Source organism: Polaromonas sp. P4_H1, assembly GCF_056400945.1.
On the sequence record NZ_JBFUKG010000008.1, the window covers coordinates 76,777 to 96,230 of the forward strand.

Below are 19,454 nucleotides of genomic sequence, written 5' to 3' on the forward strand. Positions count from 1 at the left end.
GGGCGCGCGTCCGGCGCGCGAGTCTTGCCTGCCTCAAGTAATAACAAACAAGGAGAGCGCATCATGGACCTGTCAACCTTCGTCACCTCGCTGCAAGCCAGCCTGGGCGCGAATCTCCCCAAAGTCCTCGGCGCTGTCGCCATCCTGGCCCTGGGCTGGCTGCTGGCTGTTGCGGCGCGCGCGGGCATGCGCAGGCTGCTGCGGCTGCTCAAGGTCAATACCCGCGTCGAGGAAAGCACGGGCGTGCAACTCGATGCTGAATCGCCGGTGGCAGTGGGCGTGTTCTGGCTGATCCTGCTGGCCACCCTGGTCGCCGTGCTCAATGTGCTGGACCTCTCGCTCCTGACCAACCCCTTCGCCGCCATGATGGGCGACATCATCGGCTACCTGCCCAAGCTGCTCGCCGGGGCCGTGCTGTCATTGGTCACCTGGCTGCTCGCCACCGTGCTGCGCGCGCTGGCTGCCCGGGCGCTTGCCGCCACGACACTCGATGAAAAGCTCTCCACCGAGGCCGGCATGGCGCCTATGAGCCGGAACGTGGGCAATGTGCTGTTCTGGCTGGTGATTCTCATGCTGTTGCCGGCCATCCTGAACGCCTTCCAGCTCAATGCCCTGCTCGAACCAGTGATCGGCATGCTCAACAAGCTGCTGGCCATGGTGCCCAACGCGTTCGCAGCCTTGCTGATCGGCGGCGTGGGCTACATCGTGGCCCGCGTGCTGCGCGGCCTGGTGACCAACCTGCTGGCAGCGGCCGGCGCCGACAGCCTGAACCAGCGGGTCGGGCTCGACAGCTCCATTCGCCTGTCGGCCCTGGCGGGCACACTGGTCTTTATCTTCGTGTTCGTGCCCTCGCTGATCGCTGCGCTCGACGCGCTCAAGATCGATGCCGTGTCGCGTCCGGCCTCGCAAATGCTCGACCTGATGTTTGCCGCAGTGCCGCACATCGTGGCGGCGGCCGTGATCCTGCTGCTGACCTGGTACATCGCGCGCTTCGCTTCGCGCCTGCTGGCCAGCCTGATGGAAAGCGCCGGGGTCGACAACCTGCCGCAAAAAATGGGCATACAGCATGTGCTGTCGGGTGCCGCCCGGCCCTCGCGCCTGGCGTCAGCGCTCCTGATGTTCTTTGCCATGCTGTTCGCCGCCACCGAGGCCGCCAGCCAGCTCGGTTTCGGCCAGATGCGGAACATGGTGTCCTCCTTCATCGGGTTTGCTGCGGATGTGCTGCTGGGCGGCGCCATCCTGGCCGTCGGTTTCTGGATTTCCAACCTGGCCTATGACGCCATCCACAAGGCCGGCGGCAAACACGCGGCCGGCCTCGCAGAGATTGCCCGCATTGGCATCCTGGGCCTGGTGCTCGCCATGGGGCTGCGCGCCATGGGCCTTGCCAACGAAATCGTGCAACTGGCCTTCGGCCTGACGCTGGGCGCGGTGGCCGTTGCCGTGGCGCTGTCGTTCGGGCTGGGCGGCCGCGAGGCCGCAGGCAAGCTGGCAATGCGCTGGCTGGAGCGCTGGCACAAGGATTAGCCCCCACGTTCGCTCACTTCGTGTAGCTCTCTGYCCCCCRAGGGGGCGCTGCGCCTGCGGCCCGGCGAAGCCGGTTCCGCGGCCCCTGTTGGTGGAAGCGCTCTCACCCCGGTTCACTGCGCTTAGCCCCCACGTTCGCTCACTTCGTGTAGCTCTCTGTCCCCCGAGGGGGCGCTGCGCCTGCGGCCCGGCGAAGCCGGTTCCGCGGCCCCKGYTGGTGGAAGMGCTCTCACCCCGGTTCACTGCGGGTAGCATAGGGCGATGCTGCAGGTCCGCAATCTCGCCAAACGGTATGTTGAAACCCCGGTGTTCACCGGCGTTTCGTTCGATGTCGCGCCCGGTGAGTTTGTCGCCGTCATCGGCGAGTCGGGCGTGGGCAAGTCCACGCTGCTGAACTGCATGGCCGGGCTGGACACCTGGGATGAGGGCTCGGTGTGGCTCAATGGCACGGATCTGGGCACGCTGACCGATGACCAGCGCGCGCTGCTGCGCCGCAAGCACGTGGGTTTTGTGTTCCAGGCCTTTCATGTGCTGCCGCACCTGGACGTGGCGCAAAACGTCGCACTGCCGCTGCTGCTGCTGGGTCAGCCCGATGATGCTCGGGTGCAGGCCATGCTGGATGCCGTGGGCCTCGCCGGCCTGGGCAAGCGACTGCCGCAGCAATTGAGCGGCGGGCAACTTCAGCGCGTGGCAATTGCCCGCGCGCTGGTGCACCGCCCCACCCTGCTGCTGGCCGATGAGCCCACCGGCAACCTCGACCCCACAACTGCTGCGAAAGTAATGGACGCGCTGATTGCGCAAACCCGCCAGCATGGCGCCTCGCTGGTCCTTGTCACCCATTCGGAGGCGGCCGCCGCACGGGCGGACCGCCGGCTGCACCTGAGCGCCGGCGGCATCAAGGCCTGATTGCCGCCGGGGAGGACGTTGAACAGGTTTGCGTTGATGTTGACGCCGCGCTGATCAAAAACCAAAAACACATTTTCAGTGCGTGGCGGCCCGGGAATCCATCAGCGTGCAGTCAGCAGCTCCGCGTAGCGCGCCAGGTCGACGTTGCCGCCGCTCACAATGACGCCGACACGCCTGCCTTTGAGGGCCGGATCAGCTTGAAGCGCCGCGCAGGCCCCGGCAAACGCCAGGCAACCCGTAGGCTCCACCACCATCTTCATGCGCTCGGCAAAAAAACGCATGGCCTCGACCAGCTGCGCATCGCTCACCGTGAGGATGTCATCGACATCCCGCCGGATGATGCCGAAGGTGTACTGGCCCAGGTGCTGGGTCTGCGCGCCATCGGCAATGGTTTTGGGCGTCTCGATATGCACAATCCGGCCCGCACGCAGCGACTGCTGGCCATCGTTGCCGGCTTCGGGCTCCACGCCATACACCTTGCATTGCGGCGCCAGTGCCCGCGCCGAAAGCGCTGAGCCGCTGGTCAGTCCGCCACCGCCCAGGCACACGTACAGGTGGTCGAGCGGGCCGGTCTCTTCAAGCAACTCCTTGGCGGCCGTGCCCTGGCCGGCAATCACGTCGGGATGGTCATAGGGCGGAATCAGGGTCATGCCCCGCTCGGCCGCAAGCCGCTGCGTGAGCGCCTCGCGGTCTTCGCTGAAGCGGTCGTACAGCACCACCTCGGCGCCGTAACCGCGCGTCGCGGCCAGCTTGGCGGCCGGCGCGTCCTGCGGCATCACGATCAGCGCGGGCATGCCGAGCAGCCGCGCCGACAGCGCCACCGCCTGCGCATGGTTGCCCGATGAAAACGCGATCGCCCCGGCCCGGCGCTGGCTCGCGTCAAACTTTGACAGCGCATTGAATGCACCGCGAAACTTGAACGCGCCCATGCGCTGGAAGTTCTCGCACTTGAAGAAAAACTGCGCACCCCAGCGGGCATCGGCCGTGGCAGACCTCAGTACCGGGGTGCGATGTGCGTGGCCCTCAAGCCGCGCAGCGGCGGCGAGGACATCGTCGTAAACAGGAAGTTGCAGCATGACAGGAAGCGCTTTCGTTCGAATAAGGCGGGAAAAGCCACAAGGGCCACAAGAAAAAACAACAGCGTACCAGTTCCGTCAAATACTTGAACGCGCCCCCGGGATGCCGCGCCCCATCACTCGGCGCTCGCGACCTCCAGCCCCATTTCCTGCAGCGCATCGCGCACCGCTTCCACAGCACCCGCCATGCCGCGCGGGCCGAGTTGGCCCATGCAACCGACGCGGAAGGTCTCCATCGACGTCGGCTTGCCGGGGTAAAGAATGTAGCCGCGCTGCTTGACCGCGTTGTAGAAAGCCTTGAACTCGTAGGCCGGGCTGGCCGGCGCGTGAAAGGTCACGATGATGGGCGCCTGGATCGCCGCGCGCAGGAAGCTGCGCAGGCCCAGCCCGGCCAGGCCGCTGATGAGCTCGCGGCAATTTGTGACATAGGCGCCGCCGCGCGCGGCCAGCCCGCCCTGCTCGAAATACTGCGTGAGCGCGGCGTCCAGCGCGGCGACCACATGGGTCGGCGGCGTGAAGCGCCACTGCGTGGTCTTGTTCATGTAGGCCCACTGGTCGTACAGGTCCATCGCCAGCGAATGGCAGTTACCCTCGCAGCGCTCCAGCGCGGCGCGGCGCGCCAGCACAAAGCCCATGCCGGGAACGCCTTCCAGGCACTTGCCCGACGCGGCAACCACGGCGTCGAACGGCGTCTTGCGTGCATCGATTTCCAGCGCACCAAACGAGCTCATCGCATCGACGATCAGGCCCTTGCCGTGGCGCTGAACGACCAGTGCAATTTCGTGCAACGGGTTCAGAATGCCGGTGCTGGTTTCGCAGTGCACCAGCGCCACGTGGGTGATGGAGGGGTCCTTGCTGAGCAGCCGGTCAATGTCTTCGGGGCGGATTTGCGCATCTTCCGCATACTCGAAGGTGGTGAGCTTGCGGCCCAGCACCTTGCAGATTTTGGCGATGCGCTGGCAATAGGCGCCGTTGACCGGCACCAGCACATGGCCCCCTTTTTCGGCCGGCGGCACCAGCGTGCCAATGGCCGCCTCGACGGAAAAGGTACCGCTGCCCTGCAGGGGAACGCACTCATGCGTGCCTTCGCCGTGCACGATGCGCAGCAGGCCCTGGCGCAGGCGCACGGTGATGGCATTGAAATCCGTGTCCCAGGAGCCCCAGTCGCGCAGCATGCTTTGCTTGGTGCGGCTGGACGTAGTCAGCGGTCCGGGGGTCAGAAGAATGGCGTCGGTGGTCATGAAAGCTCCTTGGGTGTTTTGGAAAAAATGGAAAACAAAAAAAGTGGACGGCAGGAAGGGATCAGGCCTCAGTGGCGGGCGACGTTTCGCCACGCCTGGGTTTTTCGCAGCAGCACGCGCGTCGCCACCGCATACACCAGGCACACCGCGACAGAAGTCAGCACGGTCAGGCTGGCCAGCGCCGCCGCCGGGCCGATGTCGCCGGCCTCGTCAAGGTTCATGATGGCCACGGCCCCGAGGATGGTGTCGGGCGAGTACAGGAAGACGACACCCGACAGCGTGGCCATGGACACGACGAAGTAGTAGCGCGCGATGTCCAGCACCGCTGGCAGGCACACCGGCAAGGTCACGCGAAAGAAGGTCTTGTAGAACGGCACCTTCAGCGAAGCCGACACGGCCTCGAATTCATTGTCGATCTGCTTGAGCGCCGTCACCGCGGTCAGATGGCTGGAGGTGTAGTAGTGCACGATGACCGACAGCACGAGTAAGGTCATGGTCGAGTACAGGAAGCCCAGCGGATTGTTGGGATGGTTGAAGAACATGATGTAGCCCAGGCCTAGCACCAGTCCCGGCACGGCCATGGAGAGCATGGCCAGCAGGTGCATCAGCGGGCGTATCAGTTCCAGCCCGCGGGTCTTCTCGGTCAGGTAAGCGCCAATGAACACCGTGAGCGAACCGAAGAAAGCCACGCACACCGCCATCTTCAGGCTGTTGGTGTAGGCCGAGGCCAGGTCGCCATCGACCAGCGCGAACTCGTAATGGCGCAGGCTCAAGGAGAGGTCATACGGCCAGAGCTTGATGAAGGACGTCCAGATCGCCATGCCCACCACGGCCAGCAGCAGCGCGCACACCAGCGTGCAGTAGGCCGTCATCAAGGTATCGAAGCCCCGCTGCGGCTTGGCCGCGTAGGGCACGGAGCGCGCCGACAGCTGGGCCCGCAGCTTGCGCCGCACGCGGCTGTCGATCAGAAAGGAGGCGATCGAAGGCAGCAGCAACAGCAGGCCCACTACTGCACCGCGGCCGAAGTTCTGCTGGCCGACGACCTGCTTGAACACGTCCAGCGACAGCACGCTGAAGTTGCCGCCTATCACCTTGGGTGCGCCGAAGTCGCTGATCACATAAGTGAAGACCACGGTGGACGCACTGATCAGCCCGTATTTGCAGGACGGCAGCGTTATGGTGAAGAACTTGCGCACGGTCGAGGTGCCGAACGAATCGGCAGCCTCGTACAGCCGTCCGTCGGCCAGCGACAGCGCCGTCAGCAGGATCATGAGCGCATGCGGAAAGGTGTTGTAGACCTCCGACAGGATGATGCCCGGCGCGCCGTAGATCGAGCCCAGCCCGATCAGCTCGAGCACCGGCTTGAGCACGCCCTGGTTGCCAAACCACTGGATGAAGGCGATAGCCGACAGCAGCGAAGGCGCCAGCAGCGGGATCAGCGCGATCAGCCGGAACGTGCCCTTGAAGGGCGCGCAGCTGCGGGCCAGCGCATAGGCGAAGGTGAAGGCCAGGGGTACCGAAATCATGACCACGGTGGCGGCCACCCAGATTGAGTTCCAGGCTGCGCCCAGCAGTGCCGGGGTCTGCAGGTACTCGACAAAATGGGTGAAGCCGATGAAGTTGCCATCGTTGTCCTGCACGGCCCGCGCAAAGATTGACGCCATCGGCGCGAGCAGGAACAGCACCAGGAACAGCATCACCGTGAGCAGCACGCCGCGCGCAATGATGTCCTCTCGCGACAGGCCTTGGCGGCGCGCTGCAGGCGGCGGCCCGGCCAGCGTAGCGGCGCGGGCGTTCATAACTGAGCCCCGCCGGCCACCGCCGGAAACACCCGGATGCGTTCGCTGCGCAGCGCCAGGTCGATCCGCGCACCGGCCTGCACGCCCAGGTCGTGCAGCTGGTTCAGCGAAAAACACAGGTGCAGCGATTGCCCTTCGAGCTCGTCGATCTGCATTTCCGCCAGGCACGAGCTGCCCAGAAATTCAACCTTCAGGACCTCACCCCGGACGCGGTTCGGCTGCCCTTCGCGTTCATGGCCAACGGCCCGGTCTTCCGGGCGCAGGTAGAGCCTGACCGCCTGGCCGGCCGTGTAGTCGCCATGCTCGCCGCTGCAATGCAGTTCCAGGCGGCCGGCGCGAAAACGCCCCTGCCCGAGCGCGATGGCCGGCAACACATTGACCTTGCCGACAAAGTCCGCCACGAAAGGGGTGGCGGGGCGCTCATAAATATCGTTCGGCGTGCCGATCTGCTCAATCACCCCATGGTTCATCACCACAATGCGGTCGGCCATGGACAGCGCCTCCTCCTGGTCGTGCGTGACCATGATGGCGGTCACGCCCAGCTGTTGCTGCAGCCGGCGGATCTCGCCGCGCAGGCGGATGCGCTCCAGCGCATCGAGCGCCGACAGGGGTTCATCCAGCAGCAACAGGCGCGGGGCGGTCGCCAGCGCTCGCGCCAGTGCCACGCGCTGCTGCTGCCCGCCCGACAGCTGGGCCGGGTATTTCTCGCCCGACGTCGGCAGGCCCACCAGTTTGAGCAGTTCCACCACGCGGGCGCTGATTTCGGCCCGCGGTTTTTTCCGGCTCACCAGGCCATAGGCGACGTTCTCGGCGATGGTGAGGTTCGGGAACAGGGCGTAGGACTGGAACACGATGCCGTAGTCACGCTTGACCGGCGGCAGCCAGGAGATGTCGCGGCCGTTCTGCACGATGCGGCCGCTGGTCTGCGTTTCCAGTCCGGCAATGATGCGCAGCAGCGTGGTTTTCCCGCAGCCCGAGGGCCCGAGCAGGCACAGCATCTCGCCCTGCCGGACTTCCAGGTCTATGTGCTGGAGCACCGTGACCTTGTCAAAGCGCTTGTGCACGCCCTCGATACCCAGCGCAATGCCGGTCGTGTGATGCGGTGAGGCGAAGCTCGCCATTTCCGCTGGCAGTCTCATATCCATCTGCTATCTCCTTGTGTCGTTGTCGGTGGCGTGGAGCATGGGCCGGCCATGCCGGTGATTGCGTTCGTTTCGGTGGTCTTCCGGGAATTTCTGCAGCACCTTCGGCGAATAGTAAATTGCAGATCGTAATATGTCAATTGTTGACAATCTTCAATTTGCAGGATTTAATTGCCGTATCGACCAGAAAAGAAACCGGACTTCTTCATGAGCACCTCACCCGACCTCTCCGCCTTCTCTCCCCTCTATCCCCTGTCCCCCCTGCAAATGCTGCAGGCCAACACCCTGCCGTCACTGGTGCAGGCCGAAATCGAGCAAATGATCCTGCGCAGCGAGCTGCCCGGAGGCGCGCGCATCAATGAAAGCGACCTCGCCGCCCGCTTCGGCACCAGCCGCGGCCCGGTGCGCGAGGCACTGCGCGCGCTGGAAGAATGCGGCCTGGTCCGCTCGGAAAAGAACCGCGGGGTCTTCGTGCGGGAAATAACGCTGGCCGAAGCCGACGAAATCTACGACCTGCGCGAGGTACTGGATGACATGATCGGACGCCGCCTCGCCGTGCACATCACGACGCCGCAGCTGAAGGTGCTCAAGAGTCTGCTCTCCGAAATGGACGACGCCATGAGCCGCCAGGACATCAAGCGTTACCACGCACTGAACCTGGAGTTCCATGATGCGCTGGTCGGCTTTGTCGGCAACTCCCGGCTGAGCGACACCTACCGGCGCCTGACCAAGGAGCTGCTGCTGTTCCGCCTGCGCGGCCTGCAGGACGGGGGCGGCTTTGCGGTCTCTAACGCCGAACACAAGGCCGCCGTGCTGGCCATTGCCTCACGCGACCCTGAGCGCGCCGGCCGGACGCTGCGCGCCCATGCGGCCGACAGCCGGGCCCGCATGCACAAGGCTTTTGGAAGAGGCCCCAGCGAGCCGACCTCCCCTGCAATTTCCCGCAATTTCCCTGAAAAAACCACGGCCCATCATGGCCATCAACCCCTGAGGACATCATGAACAAAGACATTACCGTGAACGACAGGCGCTACCAATGGATGGACCACCCGGTGGTGGTGGTCTGCGTGGATGGCTGCCAGTACGAATACATCACCGCCGCCGTGGCGGCCGGCGTGGCACCCTTCCTGGGCAGGCTGCTGGCCGGGCGCGGCACCTGCTACATGGCGGACTGCGTCATTCCGAGTTTTACCAATCCGAACAATTTGTCCATCGTGACGGGTGCGCCGCCCTCGGTGCACGGCATCTGCGGCAACTATTTCTTCGACCGCGAACGGGGTGAAGAGGTGATGATGAACGACCCCCGCTACCTGCGCGCGGGCACCATCCTTGCAGCCTTCGCCGATGCGGGCGCCAAGGTAGCCGTGATCACGGCGAAGGACAAACTGCGCAAGCTGCTGGGCCACAAAATGGACGGCATCTGCTTTTCCTCGGAAAAGGCCGACCAGGTGAGCGTCGAGGAAAACGGCATTGACGACGTGCTCGGCATGGTCGGCATGCCGGTGCCTTCGGTCTACAGCGCCGAGTTGTCGGAGTTTGTGTTTGTCGCGGGCGTCAAGCTGATGGAGCGCGAGCGGCCTGACCTGATGTATTTGTCCACCACCGACTACATCCAGCACAAGGCAGCCCCCGGCACCACGATGGCGAACGACTTCTACGCCATGATGGACCGCAACCTCGCCCGGCTGGACATGCTGGGCGCCACCATTGTGCTCACCGCCGACCATGGCATGAACGACAAGCACGGTTCGGACGGGCAGCCCAATGTGATTTACCTGCAGGACACGCTGGACGAATGGATTGGCCAGGACCATGCGCGCGTAATCCTGCCCATCACCGACCCGTATGTGGTGCACCACGGCGCGCTCGGCTCGTTCGCGCTGGTCTATGTGCCGGAAGATGTGGACGCCAGCGCACTGCGTGACCGCATTGCCGCGCTGCCGGGCATTGAGACGGTGCTGTCGCGCCTGGAGGCCTGCGACCATTTCGAGCTGCCGTTCGACCGGGTGGGAGACATCGTGGTGGTGGCCAGCCAGGACACGGTGATCGGCACCAACGCCGCGCGCCATGACCTCTCCGGGCTGGACGTGCCGCTGCGTTCCCACGGCGGCCTGTCTGAACAAAAGGTGCCGCTGGTCGTCAACCGCCAGGTGCCACAGGCCTTCCCCGACCGGCGCTGGCGCAATTTTGACGCCTTCGAACTCGGCCTCAACCTGGCCCGCTAACCCGCCAAAAAAATCATCGAACCGCCACAGAAACAGAAACAAGGAACCAACATGTCTGCCGTACTTGCCGATGCCCCCTCCCAGGCACTTCCTTCCCGGGTGCTGTATGAATCGCTGCGCATTGCCGGTGAAAAAGTTTCGCGCGACCGCGTCATCGAGGTGAAACACCCTTACAACGGCAAGATCGTCGCGACCGTGCCCAAGGCCACGCTGGACGATGTCCGGCGTGCGCTGCGCATTGCGCGCGACTACCGTTCCACGCTGACCCGCCACGACCGCTACCGCATCCTGATGAAAGCCGGCGAGCTGGTCGCCCAACGCCGCGACGAGATTGCGCGCCTGATCACGCTGGAATCGGGCCTGTGCCTGAAGGACACGCAGTATGAAGTCGGCCGCGCTTCCGATGTGATGCTGTTCGCGGCCAACCAGGCGCTGGTGGACGACGGCCAGGTGTTCTCGTGCGACCTGACGGCGCACGGCAAGAGTCGCAAGGTCTACACGCTGAAAGAGCCGCTGCTCGGCGCCATCACCGCCATCACCCCGTTCAACCACCCGCTCAACCAGGTGATCCACAAGATCGCGCCGGCGGTAGCCACCAACAACCGCGTGGTGCTCAAGCCCAGCGAGAAAACGCCGCTGGCGGCCTACCTGATTGCCGACATCCTGTACGAGGCGGGCCTGCCGCCGCAGATGCTGTCGGTCGTGACCGGCGATCCGGCCGAGATCGCCGACGAGCTGCTGACCAGCCCCGACGTGGACCTGGTGACATTCACCGGCGGCGTGGCCATTGGCAAGTACATCGCCGGCAAGGCCGTCTACAAGCGCCAGATTCTCGAGCTCGGCGGCAACGATCCCATCATCGTGATGGACGATGCCGACATCGAGGAAGCGGCCACCCTGGCGGCCAGCGGGTCGTACAAGAATTCGGGCCAGCGCTGCACCGCCATCAAGCGCATCCTGGTGCAGGAGAGCGTGGCCGACCGCTTTGTCGAGCTGCTGGTGGAAAAAACCCGGGCGCTGAAGTACGGTGACCCCTTTGACCCGGCCATGGACATGGGCACCGTGATCGACGAGCCCGCCGCGATCCATTTTGAAAAGGTGGTCAACGAGGCCATCGCCCAGGGCGCGAAGCTGCTGGTGGGCAATGTGCGGCGCGGCGCGCTGTATTCCCCCACCGTGCTGGACCATGTGCAACCCGGCATGACCGTGGTCAGGGAGGAAACCTTCGGCCCGGTGTCGCCGGTGATCCGCTTCAAGACACTGGATGAAGCGATTGCCATCGTCAACGGCACGGCCTATGGCCTGTCGTCGTCGCTCTGCACCAACCGGCTCGACACCATCACCCGCGTGGTGCAGGAGCTGCATGTAGGCAGCATCAACGTGCGCGAGGTGCCCGGCTACCGCCTGGAAATGACGCCCTTCGGCGGCATCAAGGACTCGGGGCTGGGCTACAAGGAAGGTGTGCTTGAAGCGATGAAGAGTTTTTGCAACACCAAGACCTACTCGCTACCCTGGTAAGCCGCAGCCGCCGCTTATCCCTGCCCTTACCCGTGCCCTTATCTGTGCCTCTGCCTTTACCCCTTCTTTTAGCCCCTTCTTGCTTTATTGCTTTTATTGCCTTATTACTTCATTGACTTCATCGATCCAGGAGACAAACACCATGCTCATCGGAATTCCCAAGGAAATCAAGAACCATGAATACCGCGTGGGCCTGACACCGTCGTCCGTGCGTGAGCTGGCGGCGGCCGGCCACCGCGTGATCGTGGAGCGCAACGCAGGCTCCGGCATCGGTGCCAGCGACGCCGAGTACGAAAAGGCGGGTGCCGGTATTGTCCAGGGTGCTGATGAAGTGTTTGCGCGCGCCGACATGGTGGTGAAGGTCAAGGAGCCGCAAGCCTCGGAGCGCGCGCAGCTGCGGCCGGGCCAGTTGCTCTTCACTTACCTGCATCTGGCGCCCGACCCGCAGCAATGCAAGGAACTGGTTGACAGCGGCGCGGTCTGCATCGCCTACGAAACCGTGACCCAGGCCGGGGGCGGCTTGCCTTTGCTGGCGCCGATGTCCGAAGTCGCCGGCCGCATGTCGGTGCAGGCGGCCGCGCACAGCCTGGAGCGGGCCCATGGCGGCCGCGGCATATTGCTGGGAGGCGTGCCCGGTGTGGCGCCGGCCAAAATCGTGATCCTCGGCGCGGGCGTTGTCGGCTCCAATGCTGCACAGATCGCCGTGGGCACCGGTGCCCAGGTGGTGGTGATAGACCGCAGCCTCGATGCGCTGCGCCGCATGGACCGCCTGCTGGGCGCGCGTGTGATCACGCTGTTCTCGAATCGGGACAACATCGAGGAGCAGGTGCTGTCGGCAGACGCCGTGATCGGCGGTGTGCTGATTCCCGGCGCGGCCGCACCCAAGCTCGTGTCGCGCGAGCTGCTGTCGCGCATGAAGCCGGGCTCGGTGGTGGTTGATGTGGCCATTGACCAGGGCGGCTGCTTTGAAACCTCGCACGCCACCACCCACGCCGACCCCACCTACGTGGTGGACGGCGTCGTGCATTACTGCGTGGCCAACATGCCGGGCGGCGTGCCGCGCACCTCCACCTACGCCCTGAACAACGCCACCCTGCCCTTTGTGCTGGCCCTCGCGAACAAAGGGTGGCGGCAAGCGCTGAACGATGACGCGCACCTGCGCAACGGCCTCAACGTCGCTGACGGCAAGGTCACCTGCCTGGAGGTGGCAAATGACCTGCGCTACACCTACCATGCCCCGCAAACCCTGCTGGCCCTGCTGGCGGCCTGAGCGATGGAGCAACGCCCTTACTGGCTATCGCAGGCGCTCGCTACCGACGATGGCGGCCCGGCCCCGGCGCTGGCGAGCGACACACGCGCCCAGCTGTGCATCATCGGCGGCGGCTTCACCGGCCTGTGGACCGCCATCCTCGCCAAGCAGGCCAGGCCCGAACTTGATGTGGTTGTGCTGGAGGCCGATGTCTGCGGCGGCGGCGCCAGCGGACGCAATGGCGGCTGCGCACTGACCTGGTCGACGAAGTTCTTCACCCTGCAGCGGCTGTTCGGTGACGCCGAAGCCGTGCGCCTGGTGCGCGCTTCCGAGCAGGCGCTGCTGGATATCGAGGCGTTTTGCGCCGAGCACAGCATCGACTGCGAATGGCGGCGCCACGGCACGCTGTTCACCGCCACATCGGCTGCGCAGCTCGGGGCCTCCGATGCGGTGGTGGCCGCGCTTGAAGCGCACGGCATCAATTCCTGGCAGAAGATGCCCCCGCACGAGTTGCAGCGCCGCGCCGGATCCCGCGCCCACCTCGAGGGCTGGTACTCGCCGGTGGCCGCCAGCGTGCAGCCCGGCAAGCTGGTGCGCGGGCTGCGCAGGGTGGCGCTCGGCCTGGGCGTGCGGCTGCATGAAGGAACGCCGATGCAGGGCCTGGAAGAGGGCTCGCCCCCGGTGGTTCGCACGCCGCACGGCAAGGTCACGGCCGACCGCGTGGTGATTGCGATCAACGCCTGGATGGCCAGCAGCTTCCGCGAGTTCGAGCGCAGCATTGCCATCGTGTCCAGCGACATGGTGATCACCGAGCCGGCCGCGGCCGCGCTGGCCGCCTCGGGCCTGGACGGCGGCATCTCGGTGCTCGACTCGCGCATCTTTGTGCACTACTACCGCAGCACGCCGGACGGCCGGCTGATGTTCGGCAAGGGCGGCAACACCTTTGCCTACGGCGGGCGCATGCTGCCCGTCTTCAACCAGCCCTCGCCCTACCGCGAGGAGCTGACCGGACGCCTGCGGGGCTTCATCCCGGAACTGGCCGGCACGCCGGTTGCCGCCAGCTGGAACGGTGCCTCCGACCGCTCGGTCACCGGCCTGCCCTTCTTCGGCTGCCTGCGCGGCCGCCCCGACGTGTTCTACGGCTTCGGCTACTCGGGCAACGGCGTCGGCCCCAGCCGCATGGGCGGCGAGCTGCTGTCCTCGCTGGCGCTGGGACTGGACAACGAATGGACGCGCAGCCCGCTCATTCGCGGACCGCTCGGCCGTTTTCCGCCGGAGCCGATCCGCTACGTCGGCTCGCTGATGGTGCGCAATGCCATCCGGCGCAAGGAAGCCGCCGAAGACAGCGGACGACGTCCCTTTCTGCCCGACGTGATGCTGTCGCGCTTCGCCGCGGCAGCCGGCAAGGCGGACAAAGCCTGAGCCACCGCCCCGGCGCTGCTCCGTTGATTCCGGCAGCGCTGGAGTTTCAGTTCCAGTCGAAGCCGCTCAGTTGAAGCCGCACACCCGGTCGTTTGCCAACGCTGGCCGCTTGCTTTTGCCCATCCCGGCACTCACCCCCCACTCACCACTCACCACTCACCACTCACCACTCACGACAGGAGTTTCCCCGGATGAAAAACCATCTCCCTGCCCTCGTCATGCTGAGCCTCATGCTGCTGGGCTCGCTCCCGACCGCCTACGCCGCAGACGCGCCAGCCCCGCTCACCTTGGGCATCATCGCAGCAGGCGCCACCGAGGAGCAGACACTGGAGATATGGAAGCCCCTGACAGACGCGCTCTCCAAAGAACTCCAGACGCCCGTGCGCGCAGTCGCCTCGAAGAACTATGCGGACATTTCCACCGGCATCAAGGAGGGCCGGATCCAGGTGGCGTGGATCAACAACAAGCTGGCGGTCGAGCTGGTGGAGACAGAGCAGGCGCAAATCTTTGCCCAGATGGTCAGGCTCGACAAGACCCGGGGCTACAAGTCGGTACTGATCGTGCCGAAAAACAGCCCTGTGCGTAACGTGGGCGATGCGCTCGCCCAACCCGGCACGTATACGCTGGGCCTGGGCGCAAAAAATTCCACGTCGGGCTACCTGGTGCCCTACTACTACGTGTTCCAGAAGGCAAAGATTGACCCGGCGAAACATTTCAAAACCGTCACCTACGGCACGCACCGCGAAAACTTTCTCGCGGTGGCCGAAGGCCGGGCTGACCTGGGCACCAACAACACCGAGGATTTGCCCCGGTTCCAGGCCGAGCTGCCGGAGAAGTTCGAGCAGGTCAAGGTCATCTGGGAGTCGCCCCTGATCCCCAACGACCCGCTCATGTACCGCAAGGACCTGCCCGCCGCCACACAACAGCGCGTCAGGAAGTTTTTTATCGCCTACGGGAAAACCGGGGCGGAAAAGGCCACGCTCAAGAGCATCAATGGCTTGTCGGGCTTTATCGCCTCCTCCAACCACCAGTTGCGCCCGATTGTGGAACTGGAACTGTTTGATGCCTTGACCAAGGCCATGGTGGGCGGCTCCGGCGCTTCGGGCAATTTCAGCAGTGTGATGGACCAACTGACCAAACGCGCAGCACGCCTGGACACCCTGTTGAACGCCACACGCTTTGACGCCAACTAACAACCTGGCGCTTTGATCGAAGGGCATCCCTCACAATGCAGGAACTGTGTTCGCCCTTTTGCAAACATTCTCCTGGAAGGAACTGCGCTACCACCCATGGCGCAACGGCGCCGCCGTGGTCGCCGTCATGCTGGGCGTGGCCCTGGCGTTTTCGGTGCACCTGATCAATGCTTCGGCGCTCAGCGAGTTTTCCCAGGCCGTGCGCGCCGTCAACGGCCAGCCTGACCTGGAACTGCGGGCTGTGCAGGGCGGCTTTGATGAAGCGCTTTACCGGCAGGTGGCCAACCATCCCCAGGTGGCACTCGCCAGCCCGGTGCTGGAACTGGCCACCTACGCACTGGGCGGCAAGGGAGAGCGGCAGGCCCTGCGCATCGTCGGCGTCGATGCACTGGTGGTGGCCGGCATTGCCCCGGCGCTGATGCCGGTTCCGGCTTCGGATGCCGCGGTCGCGGCGACGGACCGTTTTGCGCTGTTTGCGCCGGACACGATTTTTCTCAATCCCGCCGCCCGCCAGGTGTTCAAAGGCGCCCAGTTGCAACTGCAAAGCGGCCTGCAATGGAAAAGCGTCACGGTCACCGGCAGCGTGAGCACGGGCGGCGGCCCGCTGGGCGTGATGGACATCGCCGCCGCACAGGACCTGTTTGGCAAGGGCGGCCAGCTGTCGCGAATTGACGTGCGCCTGAAAGCCGGCAGTGATGCGGCAAGCTTCGCCGCCTCGCTGCAGCTGCCGCCCCACATCACCGCGACCGCCCCCGGGGACGCCGCGCAACGCGTGAGCAACCTGTCGCGCGCCTACCGGGTCAACCTGACCGTGCTGGCGCTGGTGGCCCTGTTCACCGGTGCGTTTCTGGTGTTCTCGGTGCTGTCGCTCAGCGTGGCCAAGCGCGCCCAGCACTTCGCACTGCTCGGCGTGCTGGGCCTGACGGGCCGCGAACGCCTGCGGCTGGTGCTGGCTGAATCGCTGCTGCTGGGCTTGGTGGGCAGCGCCGCGGGCATTGCGCTGGGCAGCGCGCTGGCCGATCTGGCGCTGCGTCTTCTGGGCGGGGACCTGGGTGGCGGTTATTTCGCCGGTGTCGCCCCCACCCTGCAGTGGAACGGCTGGGCAGCCCTGGTCTATGGCGCGCTCGGCGTGGCGGCGGCCGGCGTGGGCGGCTGGTGGCCGGCGCGCACCGCCCAGCGGTTGCCGCCGGCACAAACCCTCAAGGGGCTGGGACTGGCCACCGGCGCCGGCTCTGCGCGCTGGTTGAGTGTCATGTTGATAGCTGCCAGCGCCCTTCTGGCAATGGCGCCGCCGGTATTTGGCATTCCGCTGGCGGCTTACCTGTCTGTCGGCGCCTTGCTGGTGGGCGGCATCACCGCCCTGCCCTGGCTGATTGCGCTGCTGTATGGCAGGCTCAGCCCCTGGGTGGCCCACCGCCTGCTGCCGCTGCTGGCCGTCGAGCGCGCGCGCCGTGTGCGCGAAAGCGCGGCCGTGGCCGTCAGCGGCGTGGTGGCGTCGCTAAGCCTGGCCGTGGCGCTGACCGTGATGGTGGCGAGTTTCCGCGACTCGGTCACGCACTGGCTGGACGTGGTGCTGCCCGCCGACCTGTATGTGCGCACGGGTCTAGGCGGCCCGGCCAGCGACACCGCCTATTTCCCGCCCGGCTTTGTCGAGGCGCTGGCCCGCCTGCCCGGCGTGGCGCGCGTGAGCGCCCTGCGCACCAGGCAGTTGCTGCTGGACCCGGGAAAACCAGCCGTCACCCTGATTGCGCGCGCTATCGGCGATGCGGCCACCACGCTGCCGCTGGTGGGCAGCCCGCTGCCGGTGCCACCCGGGCATGCGGGCATCTATGTCAGTGAAGCGATGGTGGATCTGTATGGCGCCCGGCCGGGCAGCGTGTTTCTTCCACTTTCACAGGCTTTTGGCGCTTACACCCCGGAAAACCGGGCACCACCAGCTCCCGATTCGCCTGCAAACTCAACCCGCCCGGCAGCTCCGGGTGCCGCGCCATTTACCGCGCCATTGGCCACGTCATTTGCCACGCCATTTTTTGTGGCCGGCGTCTGGCGTGATTACGCGCGCCAGTTTGGCACGATCGTGATGGCGCAGCAGGACTTTGAGCGCCTGACCGGCGACCGGCGCGTCAACGACGTGGCGCTGTGGCTGAACGGTGATGTGGGCGAGGCCCAGGTGCAGCAGGCAGTACGCCGGCTGGCCGAGCAGCAGCCGGGAGCGGGCACCCTGCTGGAGCTGGCGTCCGTCAGCCAGCTTCGCGCCATCTCGCTCAGGATCTTTGACCGCAGTTTTGCAGTGACCTACTGGCTGCAGGCCGTGGCGATTGCCATCGGGCTTTTTGGCGTGGCCGCGAGCTTCAGTGCACAGGTTCTGGCACGCCGAAAGGAATTTGGCCTGCTGGCGCATCTGGGTTTGACCCGGCGGCAAATCCTGACGGTGGTGGCGGGCGAAGGAGCGGCCTGGACGGTGGTCGGCGCGCTGGCTGGCCTGGCGCTGGGCCTGGCGGTGTCCACCATACTGGTTCACGTGGTCAATCCGCAAAGCTTTCACTGGACCATGGACCTGATGCTGCCATGGCTGCGGCTGCTGGCCCTGTGCGCGGCGGTCGTGGTGGCGGGCACGCTGACCGCCTGGCTGGCGGGGCGGGCGGCGGCTGGCAAGGATGCCGTGCTGGCCGTCAAGGAAGACTGGTAGCCCGCCGGGTAGTCCGTCCCTGGCAGCCCTGCGGCCGCCGCGCCGGCCGCGCCCTCGCCGTCTGGCGACGGCTAATTCACCTTTGCAGGTGCATGCCCGTTTTCTTTTATTTACGCTCGTCACAGTTCTGACGCTGAATTGTCATCATGGCATCGCCTGATGCCTTCACAATGGCGGTGATGCGCAGGTTTTCATACCTTTGAGTCTTGTCTGGTTTTGAGATGGTTTTAATTGAGGAGGTCTTCGTCATGTCGTCCGCCCAATTCCGCATTGAAAGCAGAGACCCGCTCAGCGGCAGCCTGCTGCCGTGTTCGTCGTTCAAGCCGCTGTACGGGAACTGCTCGCTGGCGGTCGCCGTGGCAGTCAAAAGCGTGGCCGATCCGACGCGCCAGCAAGTCCGGGTCATTCATGTGCCCAGCGGCGAAATTGTTTTCCAGACTGCGCCGCCGGGCCAGAGCGCGTAAAACCCAAAAGACCGGACCGCAAAATTCGGGTGCACAACACCGCCAACAGGGGTAGCATGCGGGCATCTGCTAGCGCATGCAGATCAAGCTGTTGGCTTTTAGGAGGTGTGCAATGAACATCCTGTTTGCGGCAATTGTTCTGGCCCTGCTGTGCCTGCTGGTCATCTGGCTGGTGCCGAACTGGGACGCGCTGAGTGCGCAACTGAATGCCTATTTTTCAGGCCCTCCCCAGACCCGGGCCGCCGTGGCCAGAATCCAGCCGGCGCCGCCACCGCGATCGCGCAAACACCTCCATGACGACCAGCCGGCAAGGCCGCAAACCGGCCAGCGCCACACTGTGGTGCCCCACCAGGCGCGGGGCCGCTAATTCCATTTCCAAATCAAACGTGCACTTTGTCGGCCCGCCTTGCCGTGCTATAGCACTGTCTGCGGCGAGCCTTCGCGTTCACGCTTGATTTGGAAACGGGATAAGGCGGCGCGGAGCCGCAGACCCAGCGGCTCAATGAATGATGACCACGAGCACACTGCAGGGTGCGTGCTCGATCAGCGATTTTGAAACCGAGCCGCGCCACCAGCGGGCAGCCCACCCGTCCAGATGCTTGTGGCCCACCACGATCAGGTCGGCCTCTATCTTTTTGGCATATTTGGTGATTTCATCCACGGTTTCACCGAGTAGCACTTCCCCACGAGCCTGGTAGCCGGCGCTGACCAGCTGGTTCAAGCCTTCGTCCAGAATGGCCTGGTACTTTTCTTTCTCCTGCTCGGCAAGGCCGCTGTCATAAATGCCGCCTTCGACGCCCATCACCTGCATGTAGAGCGGTGTGACGGCAATCAGGTTTACTGATGCCTGGCTCCACTGCGCAATTTCCCGACAGTCCAGCAAGGCCTTTTGCCCTGACTTGGAGCCGTCGTACGCCAGCAAAATCCGCTTGTACATGGTGCACCTCCTGACTAGAGTGACTCGTGCAGTTTCAAGCATAGACCTTCCAGTGGCTCCATGCAACTA

17 protein-coding genes are annotated in these 19,454 nt (G+C 65.0%); 11 read left to right on the forward strand and 6 right to left on the reverse strand.

Features of this window, described 5'->3' with window-relative positions:
• Positions 1 to 63 precede the first annotated feature (63 nt).
• Both AC1DS5_RS12055 and AC1DS5_RS12060 read left to right on the forward strand, forming a co-directional pair.
• On the forward strand, positions 64 to 1,524 hold the full coding sequence (locus AC1DS5_RS12055) for a mechanosensitive ion channel (RefSeq protein ID WP_477718499.1): 1,461 nt from the start codon (positions 64 to 66) through the stop codon (positions 1,522 to 1,524).
• 261 nt (positions 1,525 to 1,785) lie between these two features.
• The gene (locus tag AC1DS5_RS12060; protein WP_477718500.1) at positions 1,786 to 2,430 is read left to right on the forward strand and encodes an ABC transporter ATP-binding protein; all 645 of its coding nucleotides are present in this window, start codon (positions 1,786 to 1,788) and stop codon (positions 2,428 to 2,430) included.
• A 101-nt stretch (positions 2,431 to 2,531) separates the two neighbouring features.
• On the opposite strand, the gene AC1DS5_RS12065 is transcribed toward AC1DS5_RS12060, so the two are convergent.
• From AC1DS5_RS12065 to AC1DS5_RS12080, 4 genes are all read right to left on the reverse strand, one after another.
• Positions 2,532 to 3,506, reverse strand: coding sequence for a threo-3-hydroxy-L-aspartate ammonia-lyase (locus AC1DS5_RS12065; protein ID WP_477718501.1), 975 nt, complete (start codon positions 3,504 to 3,506; stop codon positions 2,532 to 2,534).
• A 116-nt stretch (positions 3,507 to 3,622) separates the two neighbouring features.
• The gene (locus AC1DS5_RS12070; protein WP_477718502.1) at positions 3,623 to 4,747 is read right to left on the reverse strand and encodes a 2-aminoethylphosphonate--pyruvate transaminase; all 1,125 of its coding nucleotides are present in this window, start codon (positions 4,745 to 4,747) and stop codon (positions 3,623 to 3,625) included.
• Positions 4,748 to 4,815: 68 nt separating this feature from the next.
• The gene (locus tag AC1DS5_RS12075) at positions 4,816 to 6,546 is read right to left on the reverse strand and encodes a putative 2-aminoethylphosphonate ABC transporter permease subunit (protein ID WP_477718503.1); all 1,731 of its coding nucleotides are present in this window, start codon (positions 6,544 to 6,546) and stop codon (positions 4,816 to 4,818) included.
• Positions 6,543 to 7,685, reverse strand: coding sequence for a putative 2-aminoethylphosphonate ABC transporter ATP-binding protein (locus AC1DS5_RS12080; protein ID WP_477718626.1), 1,143 nt, complete (start codon positions 7,683 to 7,685; stop codon positions 6,543 to 6,545). Before AC1DS5_RS12080 ends, AC1DS5_RS12075 begins: the two co-directional genes overlap by 4 nt.
• Positions 7,686 to 7,895: 210 nt before the next feature.
• On the opposite strand from AC1DS5_RS12080, the gene AC1DS5_RS12085 reads away from it, so the two are divergent.
• The 7 genes from AC1DS5_RS12085 (at position 7,896) to AC1DS5_RS12115 (ending at position 17,984) form a co-directional block, all read left to right on the forward strand.
• The gene (locus AC1DS5_RS12085; protein WP_477718504.1) at positions 7,896 to 8,690 is read left to right on the forward strand and encodes a phosphonate utilization associated transcriptional regulator; all 795 of its coding nucleotides are present in this window, start codon (positions 7,896 to 7,898) and stop codon (positions 8,688 to 8,690) included.
• Positions 8,687 to 9,913, forward strand: coding sequence for a phosphonoacetate hydrolase (gene phnA, locus AC1DS5_RS12090; protein ID WP_477718505.1), 1,227 nt, complete (start codon positions 8,687 to 8,689; stop codon positions 9,911 to 9,913). Before AC1DS5_RS12085 ends, phnA begins: the two co-directional genes overlap by 4 nt.
• Positions 9,914 to 9,964: 51 nt before the next feature.
• Positions 9,965 to 11,431 carry a phosphonoacetaldehyde dehydrogenase gene (gene phnY / locus AC1DS5_RS12095; protein ID WP_477718506.1) on the forward strand — a complete coding sequence of 489 codons (1,467 nt, stop codon included), beginning with the start codon at positions 9,965 to 9,967 and terminating at the stop codon, positions 11,429 to 11,431.
• Positions 11,432 to 11,573: 142 nt separating this feature from the next.
• Entirely contained in the window at positions 11,574 to 12,701 is a 1,128-nt protein-coding gene (gene ald, locus AC1DS5_RS12100; RefSeq protein WP_477718507.1) for an alanine dehydrogenase, read from the forward strand.
• A 3-nt stretch (positions 12,702 to 12,704) separates the two neighbouring features.
• A complete protein-coding gene (locus tag AC1DS5_RS12105; protein ID WP_477718508.1) occupies positions 12,705 to 14,102 on the forward strand; it encodes an FAD-dependent oxidoreductase in 1,398 nt (465 codons plus the stop codon).
• A gap of 191 nt (positions 14,103 to 14,293) precedes the next feature.
• Positions 14,294 to 15,295, forward strand: coding sequence for a phosphate/phosphite/phosphonate ABC transporter substrate-binding protein (phnD, locus tag AC1DS5_RS12110; protein WP_477718509.1), 1,002 nt, complete (start codon positions 14,294 to 14,296; stop codon positions 15,293 to 15,295).
• 46 nt (positions 15,296 to 15,341) lie between these two features.
• Positions 15,342 to 17,984 (forward strand): ABC transporter permease, encoded by a 2,643-nt coding sequence (locus tag AC1DS5_RS12115; protein WP_477718510.1) that lies wholly within the window; start codon positions 15,342 to 15,344, stop codon positions 17,982 to 17,984.
• Positions 17,985 to 18,090: 106 nt separating this feature from the next.
• Here AC1DS5_RS12115 and AC1DS5_RS12120 read toward each other — a convergent pair whose 3' ends face one another.
• Positions 18,091 to 18,234 (reverse strand): hypothetical protein, encoded by a 144-nt coding sequence (locus AC1DS5_RS12120; RefSeq protein ID WP_477718511.1) that lies wholly within the window; start codon positions 18,232 to 18,234, stop codon positions 18,091 to 18,093.
• On the opposite strand from AC1DS5_RS12120, the gene AC1DS5_RS12125 reads away from it, so the two are divergent.
• Together AC1DS5_RS12125 and AC1DS5_RS12130 are read left to right on the forward strand one after the other, a co-directional pair.
• Entirely contained in the window at positions 18,233 to 18,448 is a 216-nt protein-coding gene (locus tag AC1DS5_RS12125) for a hypothetical protein (RefSeq protein WP_477718512.1), read from the forward strand. The genes AC1DS5_RS12120 and AC1DS5_RS12125 overlap by 2 nt on opposite strands.
• A 112-nt stretch (positions 18,449 to 18,560) precedes the next feature.
• Complete coding sequence (locus AC1DS5_RS12130; protein WP_477718513.1) at positions 18,561 to 18,815, forward strand: hypothetical protein; 255 nt, start codon at positions 18,561 to 18,563, stop codon at positions 18,813 to 18,815.
• 132 nt (positions 18,816 to 18,947) lie between these two features.
• On the opposite strand, the gene AC1DS5_RS12135 is transcribed toward AC1DS5_RS12130, so the two are convergent.
• Positions 18,948 to 19,385 carry a universal stress protein gene (locus AC1DS5_RS12135; RefSeq protein WP_477718514.1) on the reverse strand — a complete coding sequence of 146 codons (438 nt, stop codon included), beginning with the start codon at positions 19,383 to 19,385 and terminating at the stop codon, positions 18,948 to 18,950.
• Positions 19,386 to 19,454 lie beyond the last annotated feature (69 nt).

Bases quoted from the DNA above. Each gene is read 5' to 3' on its own strand.
- AC1DS5_RS12055 (WP_477718499.1), top strand. From the start codon at position 64: ATGGACCTGTCAACCTTCGTCACCTCGCTGCAAGCCAGCCTGGGCGCG.
- AC1DS5_RS12060 (WP_477718500.1), top strand. From the start codon at position 1,786: ATGCTGCAGGTCCGCAATCTCGCCAAACGGTATGTTGAAACCCCGGTG.
- AC1DS5_RS12065 (WP_477718501.1), bottom strand. From the start codon at position 3,506: ATGCTGCAACTTCCTGTTTACGACGATGTCCTCGCCGCCGCTGCGCGG.
- AC1DS5_RS12070 (WP_477718502.1), bottom strand. From the start codon at position 4,747: ATGACCACCGACGCCATTCTTCTGACCCCCGGACCGCTGACTACGTCC.
- AC1DS5_RS12075 (WP_477718503.1), bottom strand. From the start codon at position 6,546: ATGAACGCCCGCGCCGCTACGCTGGCCGGGCCGCCGCCTGCAGCGCGC.
- AC1DS5_RS12080 (WP_477718626.1), bottom strand. From the start codon at position 7,685: ATGAGACTGCCAGCGGAAATGGCGAGCTTCGCCTCACCGCATCACACG.
- AC1DS5_RS12085 (WP_477718504.1), top strand. From the start codon at position 7,896: ATGAGCACCTCACCCGACCTCTCCGCCTTCTCTCCCCTCTATCCCCTG.
- phnA (WP_477718505.1), top strand. From the start codon at position 8,687: ATGAACAAAGACATTACCGTGAACGACAGGCGCTACCAATGGATGGAC.
- phnY (WP_477718506.1), top strand. From the start codon at position 9,965: ATGTCTGCCGTACTTGCCGATGCCCCCTCCCAGGCACTTCCTTCCCGG.
- ald (WP_477718507.1), top strand. From the start codon at position 11,574: ATGCTCATCGGAATTCCCAAGGAAATCAAGAACCATGAATACCGCGTG.
- AC1DS5_RS12105 (WP_477718508.1), top strand. From the start codon at position 12,705: ATGGAGCAACGCCCTTACTGGCTATCGCAGGCGCTCGCTACCGACGAT.
- phnD (WP_477718509.1), top strand. From the start codon at position 14,294: ATGAAAAACCATCTCCCTGCCCTCGTCATGCTGAGCCTCATGCTGCTG.
- AC1DS5_RS12125 (WP_477718512.1), top strand. From the start codon at position 18,233: ATGTCGTCCGCCCAATTCCGCATTGAAAGCAGAGACCCGCTCAGCGGC.
- AC1DS5_RS12120 (WP_477718511.1), bottom strand. From the start codon at position 18,234: ATGACGAAGACCTCCTCAATTAAAACCATCTCAAAACCAGACAAGACT.
- AC1DS5_RS12130 (WP_477718513.1), top strand. From the start codon at position 18,561: ATGAACATCCTGTTTGCGGCAATTGTTCTGGCCCTGCTGTGCCTGCTG.
- AC1DS5_RS12135 (WP_477718514.1), bottom strand. From the start codon at position 19,385: ATGTACAAGCGGATTTTGCTGGCGTACGACGGCTCCAAGTCAGGGCAA.